This window comes from Myxococcus sp. AS-1-15, assembly GCF_020037055.1.
Classification (GTDB): domain Bacteria; phylum Myxococcota; class Myxococcia; order Myxococcales; family Myxococcaceae; genus Myxococcus; species Myxococcus fulvus.
Genome location: NZ_JAIQDF010000008.1, coordinates 62,520 through 82,746, shown reverse-complemented (window position 1 = coordinate 82,746; position 20,227 = coordinate 62,520). Strand labels below are relative to the sequence as shown.

Here is a 20,227-nt window from a genome sequence, read left to right as displayed (position 1 = left end):
CCACCCGGGGCACAGGTGGAGGGAGTCGAGGGTAAGCAGTTGAAAGCAGGGGGTTTGAAGGGGGTGAGGCAGGGCTGCTATGTGCGGAGGACTGTCCTGTGGGCAACGGAATGGGGCCTGCACCGACGTCTCGTGATGCGCACTCCAAGACCTGTCCTGCTGCCCTGGGTGGCTGCTGTCCTTCTGTCCTCGCCGGCCTGTATCGAGGTGCCGGCAATCACTCCCGTGAACAGTGAGGTGCGCATCGTCGCGCCTGCGGGAGTGGCCCATACGAATGGCGTCCTGGAGGTCCGGCTGGAGGTCGCGGGGAATGTCCCGGACCGGCTGGAGCTGCTCCGGGACGGAGAGGTGCTCGCGGTGCTGGAGCCTCCGTACGTGTATGCGTGGGACACCACGGTGGAGGCGGAGGGGGAGCACACGCTGCGGACCCGGACGGTGTTCGGGGAGACGGTGTTCGAGGGGGAGTCGCGGGAAGTGGTGGTGGACCGGACGCCGCCGAGGCTGGTGACGCGGACACCGGAGCCAGGCGCACAGATGGTCTGGGTGAAGGCGCCCATCCAGGCGGAGTTCTCGGAGCCGATGAGGGTGGACACGGTGACGAGCACCACGATCCGGCTCACGGTGGGTGACTCGGAAGTGTCCCGGACCGTGGGTCTGTCGGGGGATGGGAAGACGCTGACGGTGTCCCCGGGCGAGGGTTATGCGCCGTCGAATCCGGTTCGACTGGTGCTCACGGAGTCCGTGGTGGACCTCGCGGGGAACAGTCTGGTGCCCGAGTCACGTGGCTGGGATTGGGTGGTTCCGTTCTGGATTCCGTGGGGGACTGGGGATGGGGCGCGCACGTCTTTCTCCAGCGCCGAAACAATGGGGAGCTACGCCTTCGACTCCACCGGCAACCTGATTGCAACATGGCACGACACAAGATCTTCATACAGCTATCTTCGTGTCAGGCGTTTTGCGAATGGCGAGTGGATAGACTATGGCTCATCAGGAGTGGCTTCCTCAACCATCTCAGGCATTTCCAAGGCCTCACTCATTCTCAATTCAGAGGGCCATCCGATAGTTGCCTGGATGCAGGAGCACAACCAAAGCCCATACAGCGCGCGCATCCACGCTTCCCAATGGACCGGGACAAATTGGAGCCCGATGGGGATATCAAGTATCGAAGAGGACGACGCCAAGATCTACAAGACCGCACCATACCTCACATGGACTGCGTCGGGTCGTCCAGCCATCACCTGGGCAGAACGAGATGCCTCCGGAAACTCAACCATCTGCGCTGCCGAGTGGAGTGCAGGCAATTGGTACATCCAAGGTGCCTGCTTCAACATTCAAGAGCAAACGAAGGAGGCTTACTATCCCCCCATCCTCAAATATGCGAGCAACAACATCCCCACGATGGCCTGGATCGCAAAAAACCCATTCAACATCTACGCCGTCCATGCAGGCCAGTTGCACAACGACGTATGGGAGCCTCTTTTTCAAGAGGATCTCGAGATACTCAACCAAGATCCGTATGTCTCTCTGGCCATTGGCCCCTCAGATACTCCCATTCTCTCGTGGCTCTACACTGCAGGCGATGGTCACGAAGCAGTGACCACCTCCAGATGGCATGACTCCGCCTGGACGCTCCTGGGGCCCGCGACAATGCCTCTGTCAGGGGATCTGACCATGATGGCCCCGGCACTCCAAACAGATGCATCTGGAACCCCATTTATCGCCTGGACCGGCCACAGTTCCCCGAAGCACCGATTGCACGCAGCCCGTTGGACCGGACAGCAGTGGGAGTCCCTCGACGACAGCTCTTTGGCGAATGACGGCGCGCCCCTCACCAGTTTCCATTCGCTTCAAAGCATGAAGCTTGGCGAAATCATCCTCTCCTGGCAGGAAAGCACTGGAACGGGAACCCGGATGCGCGTGCGTCGCTTCAATCGATAGTTTTCAAAACTCGTCATCGCGTTCGGCACAAATCCTGGCAGCCACCCGGTACCACTCCACGGACCTTCCCGATGTCAGCCCTCCGACTCCTCATCTTTCTCATCACGGCACTTCCTGTACTCGGACTCGCGGCACCGCGGCGCATGGTCGTCGCGAGTGGCGACTGCAAGGACGCAGAGCTGGGAAGCCAGGCCAATGCATTCCTGGGCGCCCTCGTGTCCCGCCCCGAGCAGGACGTCCTGAGCGCGGAGGGCTTCAGCGAGCGGCTCTTCCCTCAACCCAGCAAGAGCTACGAGGACCTCCAACGCCAGCTCGACTCGGCGCAGGACCACTTCTACGAGAACCGCAACGCCAAGGCGGCACAACTGGTCGACGAGGCGCTCCAGCAGATCAACCGGCTCCCCGTTGGAGAGGCACGCCGGAAGCTCTTCGTGAGCGCCCAGCTCCTGCACGGAATCAACTACCGAGCCATGTCTCGGCAGAAGGAGAGCGACGCCGCGTTCCGCAATGTACTGCGGCTTCAGCCCACGTACACGCTCGACCCCGACTACTTCGCCCCCTCCGTGAGGCAGGGCTTCGAGAAGCTGCGGCGGGAGATGAATCAGGCTCGCAAGGTGAGGCTCTCGATTCGGTCCACGCTGCCGACCTCGGACGTCTATCTGGATGGCCTCAAGGTGGGCCAGTCGCCGATGACGCTCGATGTGCCGGCGGGCACGTATGACCTGACCGTGATGAAGGGCGACGCCATCAGCTTCCCCCGGCAGATCCAGGCGCAAGGCGCGGACACACCGCTGCTCGTCGACCTCGCCTACGAGGGTTCCATCATCGCCACGCCGTTCCCCTGTCTCACCACGACGGACGGCAGTGACGAGCGGACCCTGAGCCACGCGGTCCGACTGGGAGGCACGCTCGGCGTCGAGGAGGTCATCGTCGTGCGCCTGGAGCGCCCCAGCAGCGGACCCAAGTGGTTCGCGGCCACCGTGCTCAATGTCGAAGGCGGCCAGAAGCTGCGTGAAGGCGGCTTCAAGACCCAGGGCCTCGACGCTCCCGCCGAAGCACTCTCCGCGCTCGTCGACTTCGTGACCACGGGGCGCTCCCCTTCCAACCTCGTGGTGATGAACTCCAATGGCCGCGCGCCTTGGGAGCAGCCCAGCACCACGGACAAAAACGGAACTCCACCGGCAAGCGGCCTGGATGTCAGCGCGCCGGACCGCCTGACGGAGGGCGTCACAGGCACTGCATCCCAGTCCACTCCCGGCCTGCGGGTGGCGTCCTACGTCCTGCTCGGTACGGGCGTGGCCGCGCTGGGTGGCGCGGGCGTGGTGCGACTGCTGGCTCAGAAGGACGTGAACGACTTGGAGAAGCGGCTCGAGAACGGTCGTATCCGCTCCACGGACCAGGAGTCCCTGCGCCTGCGAGATTCCCTCGTGCAGAAGAACAACCTCCTCACGGGGCTGCTGGTCGGAGGCGGTGCCGCGGCCGTGACGGGCGCAGTGCTCTTCCTGCTCTCGCCCTCACCCGAGGCGTCCCCGTCTGTCTCCGTGGGTGTCGCCACGGATGGTGACGGTTTCTCCGCGAGCCTCTCCGGAACCTTCTGACTTTCGCGCCTTCATGACCTGGCGACGGCCCACTCTCGCTTGGAGTGGGCCTGCCGTGCCTCTCTGCGTCAGGAAGGCCGCGCTTTCGCGCACGTGGCGCGCCAGCCTCGCATCCGCGGCGTAGAGTGCCGCGCATGACGCGAGCCCTACTTGCCCTCCTGCTGCTGTTCACGAGCGCTTCCGCCGCGGCCCCTCGCACCCTCCGGGTGGATTACTTCCACACCGGCAACGCCACCGAGGAGCGCTTCAGCCTCGACAAGGTCGTCATCGAGCCGCTGCCCTGGCCGGGACATCCCCAGCGCACCATCGATGACACCAACCTCGGCAAGTACCTCTACGAGGTCCGGGACCGTGAAACGAACCAACTCCTCTTCTCCCGCGGCTTCGCCTCCATCTATGGCGAGTGGGAGCTGACCACCGACGCGAAGAGCGAGAACCGCACCTTCCACGAGTCCCTGCGCTTCCCCACGCCTGAGCGCCCCGTGCAGGTGCTCGTCAAGAAGCGCGACGCGCAGAATGCCTTCCGCGAGGTGTGGTCGCTCGTCGTCGACCCCAAGGGCATGTTCGTGGACCCGTCCTCGCCTCCCGCGCCGGGCCCGCTCCTGAAGCTCCTGGAGAACGGGCCGCCGGAGCAGAAGGTGGACCTGCTCATCCTCGGTGACGGCTACACCCAGGCCGAGCGCGGTAAGTTCGAGAAGGACGCCAGGCGGATGGTGGACATCCTCTTCACCTTCTCGCCCTTCAAGGAGCGCAAGGCGGACTTCAACGTCTGGGGGCTCGTCCCCGCCGCCACGCAGTCCGGCATCTCCCGGCCTTCCACCGGCGTCCACAAGCGCTCGCCCGTGGGCACCACGTATGACGCGTTCGGCAGCGAGCGCTACGTGCTCACCTTCGACAACAAGGCGTTCCGCGAGCTGTCCGCCTTCGCGCCCTACGAGTTCGTGGAAATCCTCTCCAACGGCAACACCTACGGAGGCGGAGGCATCTTCGGCCTCTATGGCACGGTGGCATCCGACAGTCTGTGGGCCCCCTACGTCTTCGTCCACGAGTTCGGCCACCACTTCGCGGGGCTCGCGGACGAGTACTACACCTCCGAGTCCGTCTACGTCCCCAGCGAGGACCGCCTGGAGCCGTGGGAGAAGAACGTCACCGCGCTCAAGGACCCCGAGCAGCTCAAGTGGAAGCACCTGGTGACGACTGGGACACCCTTGCCCACCCCGTGGGGCAAGGAGGCCTACGAGAACCACTCCAACGACATCCAGAAGCGCCGCCGCCAGGTCCGCGCCCAGCGCAAGCCGGAGTCGGAGATGGACTCGCTGTTCATCGCCCAGCGCGACTGGGAGGAGAAGTTCCTCTCCTCCCAGAAGTACTCGGGCAAGGTGGGCGCCTTCGAGGGCGCGAACTATGAAGCGCGTGGGTATTACCGACCCCAGCTCGACTGCGTCATGTTCACGCGGGACCGGGTGCCCTTCTGCGCGGTGTGTCAGAGCGCGATTTCACAGGTCATCGACTTGTACGCGGGTCAACGCGGCCAGACACCCCGCAAGACTCCGTGAAAGCCTGACTTTTCAAGGGAATCCCGCGTGACATGGCGGTGTCATGCGGGCCCCGCAATGGACCCTCTCCGGGTTCGGGTGTAAGGGGGCGGGGCTACTACCTGCCGCATCCCAATGGAGGGGACCGCATGCTGAAGCGAAATTGGCTTCCAGCTCTCATGACCGCCGTGTTCGTCACGCTGGGCACGGGCTGTGGAGACGAGTGCGTCGACCAGTTTGACTGTCGCGCCGACAACGGCCAGCCGAGCGCTGGCAATGAGTGGGTCTGTGACGATGGCACCTGCAAGCAGGAGCCCATCACGCAGCCGCCGGCGCCGGATGCGGGCACGCCGGACTCCGGTACGCCGGACTCGGGCACGCCGGACTCCGGTACCCCCGACTCGGGCACGCCGGACGCGGGCGTGACGTGCAGCCCGGCTTGCGCCACGGGTGAGATTTGCGATGTGAGCTCCGGCACGGGCGTGTGCAAGACCTGCCGTGACACGGCGACGGCCGCGGGCACCGACGAGGGCTGCTCCGCCACGACGCCCATCTGCGACCCGACGGGCGCGAGCGGCAAGGGCGTGTGCACGGCGTGCCGTGACACGGCCACGGGCAGCGGCCAGGACAACGGCTGCTCCGCCGAGACGCCGGTTTGCGACACCGCCGGCAACAACGGCGTGGGCGTCTGCAAGGCGTGCACGGACTCCGCGACGGGCAACGGCCAGGACAACGGCTGCTCGGCCACGGCGCCCATCTGCGACGCGACGGCCAACAACGGCGCGGGCGCGTGCAAGGTCTGCGTGGACTCGGCGACGAGCCCCGACCTGGGCTGCTCCTCGCCCACCAACATCTGCGACACGGCGGCCAACAACGGCGCGGGCGAGTGCAAGGTGTGCAACGCCACCGAGGGTTGCCAGGGTGAGCAGACGTGCAACGCCACGGGCACGGCCTGCGAGGGCTGCGCGGACAACGCCTCGTGCGACCCGTCGACCCCGGTCTGCCGCACGGACACCACGCCGACGGCGTGCGTCGAGTGCACCGCGGACCAGACCGCGCACTGCGATGCGACCAAGCCAGCCTGCAACGCGAACTACCTGTGCGGCTGCACGACGAACGAGCAGTGCGCCGGCGTGCCGGACAGCGCCCGTGACTTCTGCGACACGACGGGCAACAACGGCCGTGGCCAGTGCGAGGTCTGCGTCACCGACGCGCAGTGCGCGGGTGTGGACCCGACGAAGCCGGTCTGCAACAACCGCACGGCGTGCGTGCAGTGTCTGACGAACGCGAACTGCTCGGCGGGTCAGGTCTGCAACACGACGACCAACGCGTGCGAGACGGCTCCGGGCCCGACGGCGGCGGAGACCAGCGCCCAGATTACGGCGTTCCTGACTGCGGAGCCCGCGGGCATCAACCAGGCGGTCAACGGCGCGTATGTCACGTTCATCAAGCCCACCGTGCAGGGGCAGGCGGCCACGGAGCAGGTGGGCTTCTTCCTCCAGGCGGAGCCCAATGGTCCCGCGATGTTGGTCACCGATGCTGCGGCCCTGAGCCAAGTCTCTGTGGGAGACCGCGTCAGCCTGACCGTCACCGAGAAGGTGGTCACCAGCGAGATCAAGGAGGCCAAGACCGTCACGAACTTCGCCCGTCTCAGCCAAGGCCACAGCGTGAGCTCACTCGTCGTCAACCGCTCCAGCGCGACCGACCTCATCAGTGCACTCGACACCTACGCGTACGAGCTCATCTCGCTGTCGGGAACCATCACTGATACCGGGAATGGCCAGGGAACTGGCTTCACCGGCTATCGGTTCACCACGGAAGGTGTCACCACGGCTGCCGATGGCCTCCGATTGCGTTTGCCTACGAGCCTCGTACCGGCGCTGGAAGTCGTGCAGGGATGCCAGTTCACCCTCGTGGGTCCCATGTGGCGGTTCGGCGCCACGGCGCAGCCCTCGGCCTTCTCCGCTTCGGACATCACGCTCAACTGCCCGGCACCGAAGCTGCTCACGGCCACTGGCGTGTCCGCCACGGAGGTCCGGCTCACCTTCGACCGTAAGATTGATGCTGCGTCGGTGCAGGCGGCGGACTTCACCATCGCCAACCTGACGGTCTCGGGTGCCTCGGTCGAGGGAGCGCTCGTGACTCTCACCACCAACGAGCAGACGCCGGCGACGGCCTACACGGCGACTGTCACGGGCGAGGTCACCGACCTCAGCGGCAAGCCGGTCAACCCCGCGAACAACAGCGCGAACTTCACCGGCTTCACGCCTCCGCCCGAGGGCGCCTCTCTCGTCATCAACGAGATTGACTACGACAACGTCGGCACGGACAACGCGGAGTTCATCGAAATCTACAACCGCGGTAACGCGGCCGCCGACCTGAGTGACCTTCGCCTGCTCCTGGTCAATGGCGATGCGCCTGCCACCGCGCCGCGCCGCCCGTACAAGGAGTTCCTGCTGAGCACCGTGACCGATGCCAGTGGCGCTACGGTGACGTCGCTGCCTGCTGGGGGCTACCTGGTCGCCGCGTCCGCGAACTACTTCGCGGCCAACCCGCTCCCGGGTGTTCTCCGCTTGATCATCGTGTCTGCCTCGAACCAGCAGACGGACATCATCCAGAACGGCTCTGGCGACGGCGTGGGTCTCCTCAAGTTCTCCACGGGAGAAATCATCGACACCGTCTTCTATGAGCCTGGCAATCAGAACCCCGTGTTCAACATCGAAACGGGCGTGGGAGCCGTGGACCGAAGCTTCGTCGAAGGCACCCGAACCACTGCTGCGGATTCGACCTCGGCGGCTGGCTCACTCCAGCGCGTTCCCAACGGTGGAGACACCAACAACAATGACGCCGACTTCGCGTTCCTGCCCATCTCGCCGGGCGGTCCGACGCCGTAGTCGTCTGATTCTCTGTTCTTGAGACACCGGGCCGCGGTCCCTTCGGGGGCCGCGGCCTTTTTCTTGGCGGGGACCCGGCGGCCTTGAATCCATGTCATTCCAGGTGACTACAGTGTCGACTGCACCACGGAGCACAACCTCCTGCTCCGACGGACCGGAGTCTCCATGCGGTCAAGCCGCGCCCTTTCGCTGCTGCTCATTGTCTCTCTCGCAGCCTGCTCCAGCTCCCCGCCACCGAAGCTCCCGGACACGCCCGACTCGGGCCCCGGCCCTTCCGATGGCGGCGGCAATCCGCTCTCCATCCAGTCCACCGCGCTCCCCGACGCATACCTCGGTGAGTCGTACGCCTCGCCCCTCGTCGCCTCCGGCGGCACCGCCCCCCTCGTCTGGAGCCTCGCCAGCGGTGAGCTGCCCTCGGGCCTGAGCCTCTCCAACCAGGGCCTCGTGTCCGGAACCCCCACCGCCGTCGGCTCCTTCTCCGCCACCCTCCAGGTCGAGGACAGCGCCGGCACCCGCGTCTCCAAGCAGTTCGAGCTCACCGTCCTCACCCCGCCGACACTCGCCAACACCAACCTGCCTCTCGGCGTCGTCGGCGCGCCCTACATATTCAACTTCACGGCCTCGGGCGGCCGCCCTCCCCTCTCCCTCCATCTCGCCTCGGGCACCCTGCCCGCGGGTCTCCGCCTCGACGCCCTGTCCCTCGTCGGTACCCCCACCACCTCGGGCACGTCGACCTTCACCCTCGAGGTCCGGGATGCCAACAACCGCTCGGCCTCCGCCGCCTTCCAGCTCACCGTCCGCGACGGCCTCACCATCACCGCCACCCACCTCCCCGATGCCTATACGGACAGAACCTACGCCCAGGTCCTCACCGCGCTCGGCGGCACGGCGCCGTACACGTGGGCGCTCGTCAGCGGGACGCTGCCTCCCGGACTGAGCCTCCGTGACTCGGGCCACCTCGACGGGACGCCCACCACGTCGGGCGACTTCACCCTCGTCCTCCGCGTCACGGACTCCGCCGGCGCCACGGACTCGCGTGAGGTCTCTGTCTCGACCTATCTGCCTCCCGCGTTCGCCGCCGTTCCCGCGCTGAGCTTCTACGTCCGCGACAACGTCACCCGCCCCCTCGAGGCCTCCCAGGGCAAGCCCCCGTACCTGTTCACCACGACGGGGCCCCTCCCTCCCGGAATCACCCTCGCTCGCGAGGGGCTCCTCCACGGCCAGCCCACCCAGAGCGGCGACTTCACCTTCAATGTCGTCGCCAGTGACGCCAACAGCCGCACCGTCTCGCGCTCCGTCTCCGTCTCCATCTCCACGCTGCCCACCATCACCACGCAGACCCTCCCCGAGGCGACTCGCGGCATCGCCTACCAACACACCCTCGGCGCCACGGGTGGCCAGGGCACCCTTTCCTGGACGCTCGCCTCCGGTGCGCTCCCCCCGGGCATCTCCCTGTCGACCCAAGGCGCGCTGAGCGGCACGCCCTCGACCACGGGCTCCCACGCGGTCACCCTGCGCGTCTCCGACGCGAATGGCCGCACCGACAGCCGCGCACTCGCGCTCATCGTCGAGGCTCCGCTCTCCCTGAGCGGCACCCTCGCGGATGGCTACGCGGGCACCTCGTACTCCAGCTCCGTCACCGCGGCGGGCGGGCGCGCGCCCTTCTCCTGGAGCATCGCCTCGGGCACGCTGCCCTCGGGCCTCAGCCTCTCACCGGACAACGGGCTCGTGTCCGGTACCCTCGGCCCCACCGCCGCCTCCTCCACCGTCACCCTTCGCGTCACCGACGTCGCCAGCCGCGCCGCCACGCTTCAGGTCACGGTCTCCGTCTACGCGCTCCCCAGCGTCACCACGGACCTGCTGCCGCCCGCCACGCTCGGACAGCCGTACTCGACCCAGCTCGCCGCCTCCGGTGGCAAGGCGCCCATCACCTGGAGCATCGCCTCGGGCACGCTGCCCTCGGGACTGAGCCTCTCCACGTCCGGCCTCATCAGCGGCACCACGAACGCGAGCGCCACCACCTTCACCGCGCGCGCCACCGACACCAACGGCCGCTTCGCGGACAAGAGCCTCTCGTTCACCATCATCGAGCCACCTCCCGCGGTGACGACCACGACCCTCCCCGACGCCACCGTGGGCCAGCCCTACTCCGTCACCCTCACCGCGTCCGGTGGCAGGGCGCCCCTGAGGTGGAGCACCTCGAGCACGCTGCCCGCGGGGCTCTCGCTCTCCACGACGGGGACGCTCTCCGGCACCCCCTCCACGGCGGGAACCCCGCGCATCACGTTCGTGGTGACCGACGACCGGAACTCCTTCGCCTCACGCGAGCTGCCGCTCAACATCCTCCCAGCGGGCGTCGAAATCACCGTGGGCCACTGGAACCTCGAGTGGTTCGGCTCGGACACCCTGGGCCCTCCGAACTCCACCTCTCCCGGTGGCGCACCCGATGACCTGCAGATCGCCCACACCCGCGACATCCTCCGCGACACCGGCGCCAACATCTGGGGGCTCGTCGAGGTCGTGGACAATCAGGACTTCGAGACCGTGCTCGCGCAGCTCCCCAACCACCAGGGCTTCGTCGCCACTGACTGGAGCCGCGTCCCCAACACCGGCGGCTACTACTCCACGAACGAGCAGAAGCCGGCCATCCTCTACGACGACAGCGTCACGTTCCAGAGCGCCGAGCTCATCCTCGTGGAGAGCGAATCCCTCTTCGCCGGACGCCCTCCCCTGCGTGTCGACTTCACCCTGCGAGGGACGACCACGCCCCTGACCGTCATCGTCCTGCACATGAAGGCGTTCGCCGATGAGTCCTCATACGGGCGGCGACGGGAAGCGAGCCTCGGGCTCAAGTCCTATCTCGACAACCAGGCGCTCCAGAACGTGTTCGTCATCGGAGACTGGAATGACGACGTGGACGTGTCCATCACCACCGTCGCCGGGGTCCCGCTGGCCACGCCCTTCGAGAACTTTACCAGCGACTCGAACTACACCTTCATCACCGGGGCCCTGTCGAGTCGCCCGGAGAGCACCACCACCAGCCACTCCGACACCATCGACCACACGCTCGTCAACGCGAGCGTCGCCGGGACCTTCGTCCCGGGCTCGCTGACGGTCATCCGACCCACGGGGATTCCCAACTACGGCAGCGTCGTCAGCGACCATTACCCGGTCGTCAGCCGTTATGCCTTTGGCGGAGCACCGCCAGCTGCGCCGAGGGTCATCATCAACGAGGTCCTCGCCAACGAGCCCTCCACCCCGAACGGCGACGGCACCTCCACGCCGGACCCCGATTACGAGTTCATCGAGCTGGTCAACCTGGGAACGGCCCCCGCCGACGTGTCCGGGTGGACCTTGTCGGACTCCGTCAGCGTCCGTCATGTCTTCGCCAACGGGACCATCGTCCCCGCGGGCAAGGCGTACGTCGTGTTCGGTGGGAATCGTGGCTACTCGCCCGGTACACCGAACACCGTGTCCGCCTCGTCCGGGGCGCTCGGGCTCAACAACAGCAGCGACTCCGTGTTCCTGCGGGCGCTGGACTCCGCCCTCGTGGATGACTTGAGCTACACTGCCACCGAGGACGACACCTCCATCAATCGCTCGCCCGACGCCCAGGCCGGCGCGCCCTTCGTCCGCCATCCCCAGCTCAACCCCACGCTCCGCGCGTCCCCCGGACGGCGCGCGAGTGGTTCGGCGTTCTGAGCGGACGTTGCGGCCCCTGGGTGAGCGTCTTCAGCGAGACGGCGTGGAGGAGCCGCCTCCACGCTGCTCGCCCGATGCTCGTCCTCGGCGGCCCTCGCGCTCGGTGGAGATGTCCCGAGGTGGGCTCACCTCCACGTCCACCTCGCGCGCGACCCAGCCGCCAGGGCCGTCGTCGTAGGTCACCTTGACGGTGTCGCCTTCACGCATCGACGCCAGGCCCACGGCGTTCCCGTTCAGCCTCAACCGTGTATCGGGGACGACCTCGATGTCCTGCTCCACGCCCGCGCCGTCGCGCACGAGCAGCTCGTTGTCCCCCACCCACGTCACCCGGCCGTGCAGGATGCCCGAGGGCTCGGCGCGCCCCGAGCCTCCCACGCCCTGCGCATCCGGGCCTTTCAGTGCCTCGGGGTCCGGCGCCTTCTCACGCGAGGCCATGAGGTCCCGCCAGAACGCCGAGCGCAGCTCACGGTTCTTCGCGGAGGGGAGGCCCTCGCCGCCGCCTCCTCCCGTGTCCTCGTGAGGCTCGCAGCTCACGCCCCAGACGCCCAGCAGGAGCCCCAGCGCCCACCTCCTGACCCGGCGTTTGCGGTTCATCGTCCCGGCCTCCCCATGCGTGTCGTTCCAGAGCCGGAACCACACACCCGACGCATCCGCTGCTTCCGCGTCAACATGTGAACGCTCCAGGCAGCCGAGAACCCCGAGTCCCCACGCCCCGGCCTCACAGGTCCAGGGGCAGGCAGGCGTCCCCCCGCGCGAATGCCTCCCCCGCGGGGACTTCGCGCCTCAGAACTTCCACTCCGTATCCTTGCCGAGCGCCACGCGCGTCGCCGCCACCTCCCGCAGCGCCTTGAAAGGCGAGGCGTCGGCCAGCTTCACGACCGACTCCAGGACCGCGGCCGCCATCCCCACGTTGTCGCTGGCGATGGCGCCGTCCAGACGCTCGAAGAGCTGGCGGAAGTTCTCCCGTCGCTCGTCGAAGCTGCGGTCCAGGTAGTCCATGAGCACGTCGCGCATCGCGTGGATGTGCTCGACATCCACCCGGGATTGCTCACGCAGCCGGGTCTGCTCCGTGCGCTCCTTCTGGATGTCGCGCACGCAGTCGGCCACCACCTGGATGCCCGTCAGCACGTCCTTCAGGGACAGCTCTGTCTTCAGCGTCATGACGTCTCCCTTTGGAGCAGGCCACGCGACTGCTCCAGCAAGGTCTCCAGTTGGGTGTTCAGGTCTCCGCCGGCGGCGAAGAGGGGCATCCGCATCAGCTCGCTCTGGGCCTTCACCAGCTGCATCGCGGTGGCGAACCGGGCCAGATGGACATCATCCTCCGCGTCGAACCGGCCTCCCAGCGCCCACAGCGCGTCGAGGGCTCGACCCGCGCGTTCATCGAGCGCGCCGAGCACCCCGCTCAGCTCCTCCACGCGCGTGCACGCCCGTGCCAGCAGCGCGATGGCCGCGTCGATGGACGCGACCTGGGCGTCGAGCTGCTGTTGCAGCACCTCGCGAGCACCGTCCAACCGCTGAACCGCGTCCCGATGTCGCGCCTCGGCCTCTTCGCCAAGGTCCTTGGCGTCCTTCATGCTGTCGATTCCGTCGTACGCCTTCTTGGCGCCGTAACCCATGAGACCCGCGAGGAGGAACGCGGCGGGAATGAGCGGCAGTGGCATCACACACCTCGGCAATGAAACCCAACCATGAGCGAGGCGTCGCAATCCGCGACACGCTTCAGACCCACGCTGGGTCATGACCGCCCCGAGGGAAATACCACTCCGGGGTGAGACTCCGGGGAGCCCTTTCCCTCACGCTCGCGACTGTATCCCGTTACCATTCACTTCACGGGTAGAGACAGACGTGAGCGGTCGCCTTCCTTTGGCGCCGGGCGGGGAGCAACTCAATGGCGGTATGGATTCGGGCGCTGCCGACCCTCGTGGTCGCTGCTCAGTCAGATGGAGCCAGTGGCGCCCTGTGCTGCGTGGTCGTCCTCGGGCTGGGTGCATGGGGTGGCATCGTCTGGCTCAACAAGGTCAATGCGCGGATGAAGGCCGCGCAGCAGGCGCGGGCTGGCGTCGGACTCGCGGCTGTCACGTCCCCGACCTCGCACGACTCGTCCACCATCGCCCTGCGCTTCGAGAACGTGAGCGCGCCCCGGCTCTCACAAGGGCTCAGGGTCCGTATCGCGGATGAGCCACGGGCCATTGCGAAGAGCGCCGCCGAGCCGCTCGCACAGGCCGCCTCCACGCCGACCGCTTCACGTGTCGAGCCCGCGCAATCGGCGCGCGCCGTCATCGCTCCGCCGACCCCGAGCGAGAAGCCCGTCGAGCCCGCACCGCGCACGCCTTCCTCTCCCACTCCGACCCCGAAGCCTGTCGAGCCCACGCCGCTCGAACTCAGCGTGCTGTCGACTCCCGCGCCACCCCCGAAGCCCGTCGAGACCGTGCAGCGCGTCGCACCTGCACAACCCCTCGAACCCGCGTCCGCGCCACTCGCCGAGGCCGTGCAGCGCATCGCACCCGCGCGGTCCGTTGAGCCTGCGTCCGCGCCTGATTCCGAGCCGTCGACTCCCGCTTCGCAGAAGACGGCCTGGATTGCTCCGGGTCAGTCCATCGAGGTCGCCGGTTACACGCTCAAGGATGGAATGGTCTACGTGGGCTCGCGGCTGCGCGCGGTGAAGCCCCCCAATACCGAGCCGGCCCTCATCAACCCCAGGCTCGAGGTCGCCGCTCGCCCCAATCGCGGTGGACAGGGCTTGCGATACTGGCCCTCGTACTCGGACCTCTCACCCGCCTCCCGTGCGGGCTATCTCGCGTGGCTCGCGGGTGGACGGCGTCAGCCTGGAATCGATATCGGCTTCGTCTTCCTGTTCTTCTACGGGCTGGAACGGCGCGTGCTCCACGACCTGGGCACCGAGCCCGCCGCGCTCGCCGAGGCCCGTTTCATCGAAGACGAAGTCCAAGGTCTCCTCGACGTCCACGGCGAGAACAGCTCCTTCGCCAGCTACGCCTCGGCCTTCCTCGACGTCCTGCGCGTGCACCGCGCTGGCGAGGATGGACTGTTGAAGGAGTCCCCCGAGTTCTGGCTGCGCAGCGCCGGCTCCGCCTCGTTCGACGTGCGCATGGCCGCGGGCACCGCCGCCACTCGCGCGCTTCCGCTCCCCGCGGACTGGGCCCTTGTCTGGGCCGTGGAGACCCATGTCACCCGGCTGCGAACTCCCGCCACGCGTTGTCCCGAGGAGTTCCAGGCCCTCTTTCGTGCACGCTATCTGCGAGACCACGGCGCGGGCATCATCCCTCGCGCCCTGAAGGCGAAGGTGGAGGCCCGCTACAACCCCGCGAGCGCATCCTTCGGTGGCTCGGTGAGGCTGTCTTCAGCCTCCATCAACGAGGCCTCCGAGACCTCCCTCAAGCCCGTGCGCGCGCTCATCGAGGAGTGCTGCGAGTCGCTCGAGTCCTACAGCCGCTGGGTGGGCAAGAACCCCGACGCGCGCAACAGCATGAGCGCCCTGGCCCTGCTTCCTCCCGAGCTCGCGGCGTCCATCGACGGAGGCTCGGACGTGCAGGCTCTCCGCGCCCTCTTGCGCCAATTCCTCGGGGACACCCCCTCCGCTCCCGTGCCCGCGACGGAACTCCTGCGGCACTGGCCCACCGCGACCCTCGGCAAGCTCAGCAAGGCGGAGGCCGTGGGGCTCGCCCAGGCCCTCGAGAAGCTGGGCCACGGCATGGAGCCCGACCCTCGCATGGGCGGCGCCGTGCTCTCCCCCGACGAGTCCGCGTGGCTCTTCCCCCTGCCCCCCGATTCACCCAGCGCCCCTTCCGCGAGCTACCTGTCCGCGCTCGCGATGCTGCACCTCGCCGCCGCGGTGGCGACCGCCGATGGCACCGTCTCCACGGATGAAATCCACCGCATGGAGGCCCTCGTCGAAGCCGCGCAGGGACTGCTCGACTCGGAGAAGGTCCGGCTCCGCGCCCACGTGTCCTGGCTGCTCGCGCGCCCCACCTCCAGCGCGGGCCACAAGAAGCGCGTGGAGGCGCTGACGCCCGAGGCCCGCACGTCGCTCGGCAACCTCCTGGTCGAGGTCGCCGTCGCCGACGGCGACGTGTCACCCCAGGAGCTCAAGACGCTGTCGAAGCTCTACGCCATGCTGGGGCTCGACGAGGACACCGTCTACTCGCGCGTCCACGCCGCCACCGCGTCACGACCCGCGACCGAGCCCGTCTCCATGCGACTGGCCGGCGCCCCCGAGCAGGGCTTCGCCATCCCCGCGCCACCTCCAGGGAAGGGCGAGCGGGTGGCGCTCGACATGCGCAGCGTCCAGGCGAAGCTCGCGGAGACCGCCGCGGTCTCCAGCCTCCTGGGGAGCATCTTCGCCGACGAAGAACCCGTCCCTCCCGCGCCCCAGCCAGCGCAGCCAGGGGTCGCGGGGCTCGATGCGCTTCACACGTCGCTGCTGCGCGCGCTCGTCGCGAAGCCCGAGTGGCCTCGCGCGGAGGTGGAGAAGCTGGCCAGCGGACTCGGCCTGCTCCCGGACGGCGCGCTGGATGTCATCAACGACGCGGCCTTCGAGGTGTGCGGCGAGCCCATCCTCGAGGGCGACGAAACCCTTCAGCTCAATGAACAAGCGGTCAAGGAGATGATGTCATGACGGACGCGACGCCCCAGGGACGCATCAGGCCGAAGGACCGGGACACCATCGTCCAGTCGCTGCGCGCGGGCGTCGTGCCTCGCGTGGGACAGCAGCACATCCAGGTGGGTCGGGCCGAGGAGGTCCGCGCCCTGGTCCGCGACGTGGAGCGCATCGCCGAGGGCGGCAGCGCCATCCGCTTCGTCATCGGCGAGTACGGCTCCGGCAAGACGTTCTTCCTCAACCTCATCCGCTCCATCGCGCTGGAGAAGCGGCTGGTCACCCTGCACGCGGACCTCAACCCCGACCGGCGCCTGCACGCGACGGACGGCAAGGCCCGCAGCCTCTACGCGGAGCTGATGCGCAACCTGTCCACCCGGGCCCGTCCCGAGGGCGGCGCGCTCGCCAGCGTCGTGGAGCGCTTCGTCTCCAGCGCCCTCACCGACGCCAAGAGCCGTGAGCTGAACCCCGAGGTGGTCATCCGCGAGAAGCTCGCCGCGCTGTCGGAGCTGGTGGGAGGCTACGACTTCGCGGAGGTCATCGCCGCCTACTGGCGCGGCCATGACACGGGCAACGAGGTGCTCAAGGCCGACGCCGTGAAGTGGCTGCGCGGCGAGTTCTCCACGCGCACCGATGCCCGCAAGGCGCTCGGCGTGCGCACCATCATCGACGACGCGGAGGTCTACGACCAGTTGAAGCTCCTCGCCCGCTTCGTCCGCCTGTCCGGCTACGACGGGTTGATGGTGTGTCTGGATGAGCTGGTCAACCTCTACAAGATGGCCAACACCAAGGCCCGCGCGTCCAACTACGAGCAGATCCTCCGCATCCTCAATGACTGTCTCCAGGGCAGCGCCGAGGGCCTGGGCTTCATCCTGGGGGGAACGCCCGAGTTCCTCATGGACACCCGGCGCGGTCTCTACAGCTACGAGGCCCTCCAGTCGCGCCTCGCCCAGAACACCTTCGCCGTGGGCCACCTGGTCGACTACAGCTCCCCGGTCCTCCGGCTGGCGAACCTCACCCCCGAGGACCTCTACGTCCTGCTCACCAAGCTGCGGCACGTCTACTCCGCGGGAGATGCGTCCGCGCAGCGCCTGCCCGATGAGGGGCTCCACGGCTTCATGACCCACTGCTCGGAGCGCATCGGAGAGGCGTACTTCCGCACGCCCCGCAGCACCGTGACGGCGTTCATCAACCTGCTGGCCGTGCTCGAACAGAACCCGGGCGCGGATTGGAAGGAGCTGCTCGGCGGCGTGGAGCTCGCCGCGGACGTCAATCCCGACCTCGCGCCCCTGGGCGAGACGGAGGCGGGAGCCCCCGCGGCCGGAGCGGATGATGAGCTCGCATCCTTCAAGCTCTGACCCGGGCGGCGCCGCGTCGAGCGCCTTCCTCCGGCTGCACCCCCAGGTGCGGCGCTGGGTGTGGACCCAGGGGTGGAAGGAGCTGCGCGGCATCCAGGAGGCCGCCATCGTCCCCATCCTCGAGGGGACCCAGGACGTCATCCTCTCCGCGTCGACGGCCAGCGGGAAGACGGAGGCCGCCTTCCTGCCCATCTGCAGCCGACTGGCGGAGGACGCCGGCGGCAGCGTGCGCGCCATCTACGTGGGCCCGCTCAAGGCGCTCATCAACGACCAGTTCGAGCGGCTCGACGGGCTCTGCGACGGACTCCACATCCCCGTGCACCGGTGGCACGGCGATGTGTCCCAGGGCCACAAGGCCCGGCTGCTCCAGTCCCCCGCGGGCATCCTCCTCATCACCCCGGAGTCACTCGAGGCGCTCTTCATCCGGCAGGGCTCCGCGCTCGCCGGGCTGTTCTCCGGGCTGGAGCACATCGTCATCGACGAGCTGCATGCCTTCATCGGCACCGAGCGGGGCTGCCAGCTCCAGTCGCTCCTGCACCGTGTCGAGCTGAGCCTGCGTCGCACCGTGCCCCGCGTGGGCCTCAGCGCCACCCTGGGCGACATGTCGCTGGCCGCGGAGTTCCTCCGTCCCGGCGCGGGCACGAAGGTGCGGCTGTGCAACTCCGACTCGGGCGGCGGCGAGCTGCTCCTACAGCTCCGGGGCTATCGCAAGCGCGCGCCCGATGCGCGCACTCCGGAAGAAGACGAGGAGCCCACAGACGGCCCGCCCGAGGACGAGCACGACGTGGGAGCGCACCTCTTCAAGACGCTGCGCGGGACGCACAACCTGGTGTTCGCCAACAGCCGCGCGAACGTCGAGCTGTACGCGGACCTCCTGCGTCGCAGGTGTGAAGACGCGCGGCTGCCCAACGAGTTCTTCCCGCACCACGGCAACCTGTCCAAGGAGCTGCGCGAGGAGGCGGAGGCCGCGCTCAAGGCGAAGCAGCGGCCCGTGAGCCTGGTGTGCACGACGACACTGGAGATGGGCATCGACGTGGGCTCCGTGCAGAGCATCGCGCAGGTGGGCGTGCCTCCCTCGGTGTCCAGCCTCCGTCAGCGATTGGGACGCAGCGGGCGCAAGGGCGGCCCCTCCGTGCTCCGGCTGTATCTTCAAGAAGCGGAGCTGACGAGCACCAGTCCCCTGCCGGACCAGCTCCGGGTGCGGCTGGTCCAGTCGGTGGCGATGCTGGAGCTGCTGCTGACGAACTGGTTCGAGCCCCCCGCCTCGGGCGCCTTCCACTTCTCCACGCTGGTGCAGCAGTTGCTCTCGCTCATCGCGCAGCACGGCGGCGTCAAGGCGGGCGAGGCCTTCCTGGCGCTGTGCCACGAAGGTCCCTTCGCGCGGGTGTCACGCGAGGACTTCGTGCGCTTCCTGCGCGGGCTGGGGCAGCGCGAGCTGCTCTCACAGTCCTCGGATGGGACGCTGCTGTTGGGCCGCGTGGGTGAGCGGCTCGTCAACCACTACAGCTTCTATGCGGCCTTCGCCTCGGTGGAGGAGTTCCGGCTGGTGGCCGGGGGTCGCACGCTGGGCACGATGCCCTTCGACCAGCCGCTCTTCGTCGGCGCGTACCTCATCTTCGGTGGACGGCGGTGGCGCGTGCTCGCCGTGCAGGGCGACGAGAAGGTCGTGGAGCTGGAGCCCGCGCCCGCCGGACGCGTGCCCGTGTTCGAGCCCACCGGTGTCGGCCGCGTGCATGACCGCGTCCGGGAGCAGATGCGCGCCATCTATGCCGGTGAGGGGCTGCCTCGCTACCTGGATGCGCGGGCGCTGGAGCTGCTCGCGGAGGCTCGGGCGACGTTCCAGCGATGGCGGCTCGGCGAGCGCTCCATCGTGGCCTCGGGGATGGAGGTCCATGTCTTCCCGTGGGCTGGTGACGCGGTGGTGCACACGCTGGCGCTCGCGCTCCAGGCCCGTGGGTTGTCGGTGCAGACGCTGGGGCCCGTGTTGAGCGTGGCGGGACCGCAGGCCGACGTGGAGGGCGCCCTGCGCGCGCTCGTGGCGGAGGGGCCACCTCGGGCCGAGTCCCTCACGCGCCACGTGGAGAACATGGCGCTCGAGAAACATGACGGCTTCGTGCCGGAGGACCTGCTCGCTCGCGACTACGCCGCCCGGTACCTGGACGTCGAGGGTGCGTGGCGTGTCGCCCGGCAGGTGTTGCAGTGATGCGTCTTCTGACGAGGCCTTGTCTCCCATGAGCCTTCCATCCCAGGAACCCCAGGCTGTCGACCCGATGCCTCCCGCGGACGCGGAGGCCCTCCAGAAGGCCGCCGTCCAGGCCTTCGTCGAGTGGACCCGGCGACTGCCCGTGCCGCCTCCGAATCCGCAAGAGTTCATCCGCTCCGTGGAGCCGAAGGCGCGCGGAGCCGCACGTATCTACTCCACCATCACGGAGCGGAGGGTCGTGTGGAAGGAAGGTCCGACTCACGGCTCTCCCCCCGTTACAGGATTGAGGCGACAAGCCAGCAGCGTCGACCTCTGGGCGGAAACGTCCGAGAGCCTTCGTAACAGCAGCCTCTCCGTTCTCGCCTGTTCCCCATGCGGAGGCGTGGG

General features: G+C 68.0%; 11 protein-coding genes. 8 read left to right on the top strand and 3 right to left on the bottom strand.

Features of this window, described 5'->3' with window-relative positions; genetic code table 11:
• Nucleotides 1–225 precede the first annotated feature (225 nt).
• The 5 genes from K8625_RS21935 to K8625_RS21915 all read left to right on the top strand — a co-directional run bounded on the left by K8625_RS21935 (nt 226) and on the right by K8625_RS21915 (nt 11,667).
• Nucleotides 226–1,938, top strand: a complete 1,713-nt coding sequence (locus K8625_RS21935) for an Ig-like domain-containing protein (protein WP_223783789.1) — start codon at nt 226–228, stop codon at nt 1,936–1,938.
• Between the two features lie 143 nt (nt 1,939–2,081).
• Nucleotides 2,082–3,536 carry a PEGA domain-containing protein gene (locus K8625_RS21930; protein WP_223783788.1) on the top strand — a complete coding sequence of 485 codons (1,455 nt, stop codon included), beginning with the start codon at nt 2,082–2,084 and terminating at the stop codon, nt 3,534–3,536.
• A gap of 134 nt (nt 3,537–3,670) precedes the next feature.
• Nucleotides 3,671–5,092: an IgA Peptidase M64 gene (locus K8625_RS21925; RefSeq protein ID WP_223783787.1), complete on the top strand. Its 1,422-nt coding sequence runs from the start codon at nt 3,671–3,673 to the stop codon at nt 5,090–5,092.
• Between the two features lie 128 nt (nt 5,093–5,220).
• The gene (locus K8625_RS44210; protein WP_305070910.1) at nt 5,221–7,965 is read left to right on the top strand and encodes a lamin tail domain-containing protein; all 2,745 of its coding nucleotides are present in this window, start codon (nt 5,221–5,223) and stop codon (nt 7,963–7,965) included.
• 165 nt (nt 7,966–8,130) lie between these two features.
• Nucleotides 8,131–11,667 (top strand): putative Ig domain-containing protein, encoded by a 3,537-nt coding sequence (locus K8625_RS21915; protein WP_223783786.1) that lies wholly within the window; start codon nt 8,131–8,133, stop codon nt 11,665–11,667.
• A 30-nt stretch (nt 11,668–11,697) separates the two neighbouring features.
• Here K8625_RS21915 and K8625_RS21910 read toward each other — a convergent pair whose 3' ends face one another.
• The 3 genes from K8625_RS21910 to K8625_RS21900 form a co-directional block, all read right to left on the bottom strand.
• Nucleotides 11,698–12,261, bottom strand: coding sequence for a hypothetical protein (locus tag K8625_RS21910; RefSeq protein ID WP_223783785.1), 564 nt, complete (start codon nt 12,259–12,261; stop codon nt 11,698–11,700).
• Nucleotides 12,262–12,450: 189 nt separating this feature from the next.
• A complete protein-coding gene (locus tag K8625_RS21905) occupies nt 12,451–12,828 on the bottom strand; it encodes a hypothetical protein (RefSeq protein WP_223750466.1) in 378 nt (125 codons plus the stop codon).
• Entirely contained in the window at nt 12,825–13,328 is a 504-nt protein-coding gene (locus K8625_RS21900) for a hypothetical protein (protein WP_141330795.1), read from the bottom strand. Before K8625_RS21900 ends, K8625_RS21905 begins: the two co-directional genes overlap by 4 nt.
• A gap of 227 nt (nt 13,329–13,555) precedes the next feature.
• Between K8625_RS21900 and K8625_RS21895 the strand changes: the two genes are divergently transcribed.
• Genes K8625_RS21895 through K8625_RS21885 form a run of 3 tightly spaced genes read left to right on the top strand, consistent with a single transcriptional unit; the run spans nt 13,556 to nt 19,840 of the window.
• A complete protein-coding gene (locus K8625_RS21895; protein ID WP_223783784.1) occupies nt 13,556–16,300 on the top strand; it encodes a TerB N-terminal domain-containing protein in 2,745 nt (914 codons plus the stop codon).
• On the top strand, nt 16,297–17,637 hold the full coding sequence (locus K8625_RS21890; RefSeq protein ID WP_223750468.1) for an ATP-binding protein: 1,341 nt from the start codon (nt 16,297–16,299) through the stop codon (nt 17,635–17,637). The genes K8625_RS21895 and K8625_RS21890 overlap by 4 nt, the downstream gene beginning before the upstream one ends.
• Nucleotides 17,612–19,840 (top strand): DEAD/DEAH box helicase, encoded by a 2,229-nt coding sequence (locus K8625_RS21885; RefSeq protein ID WP_223783783.1) that lies wholly within the window; start codon nt 17,612–17,614, stop codon nt 19,838–19,840. The genes K8625_RS21890 and K8625_RS21885 overlap by 26 nt, the downstream gene beginning before the upstream one ends.
• Nucleotides 19,841–20,227 lie beyond the last annotated feature (387 nt).

Bases quoted from the DNA above. Each gene is read 5' to 3' on its own strand.
- K8625_RS21930 (WP_223783788.1), top strand. From the start codon at position 2,082: ATGGTCGTCGCGAGTGGCGACTGCAAGGACGCAGAGCTGGGAAGCCAG.
- K8625_RS21925 (WP_223783787.1), top strand. From the start codon at position 3,671: ATGACGCGAGCCCTACTTGCCCTCCTGCTGCTGTTCACGAGCGCTTCC.
- K8625_RS44210 (WP_305070910.1), top strand. From the start codon at position 5,221: ATGCTGAAGCGAAATTGGCTTCCAGCTCTCATGACCGCCGTGTTCGTC.
- K8625_RS21915 (WP_223783786.1), top strand. From the start codon at position 8,131: ATGCGGTCAAGCCGCGCCCTTTCGCTGCTGCTCATTGTCTCTCTCGCA.
- K8625_RS21910 (WP_223783785.1), bottom strand. From the start codon at position 12,261: ATGAACCGCAAACGCCGGGTCAGGAGGTGGGCGCTGGGGCTCCTGCTG.
- K8625_RS21905 (WP_223750466.1), bottom strand. From the start codon at position 12,828: ATGACGCTGAAGACAGAGCTGTCCCTGAAGGACGTGCTGACGGGCATC.
- K8625_RS21900 (WP_141330795.1), bottom strand. From the start codon at position 13,328: ATGCCACTGCCGCTCATTCCCGCCGCGTTCCTCCTCGCGGGTCTCATG.
- K8625_RS21895 (WP_223783784.1), top strand. From the start codon at position 13,556: ATGGCGGTATGGATTCGGGCGCTGCCGACCCTCGTGGTCGCTGCTCAG.
- K8625_RS21890 (WP_223750468.1), top strand. From the start codon at position 16,297: ATGACGGACGCGACGCCCCAGGGACGCATCAGGCCGAAGGACCGGGAC.
- K8625_RS21885 (WP_223783783.1), top strand. From the start codon at position 17,612: ATGAGCTCGCATCCTTCAAGCTCTGACCCGGGCGGCGCCGCGTCGAGC.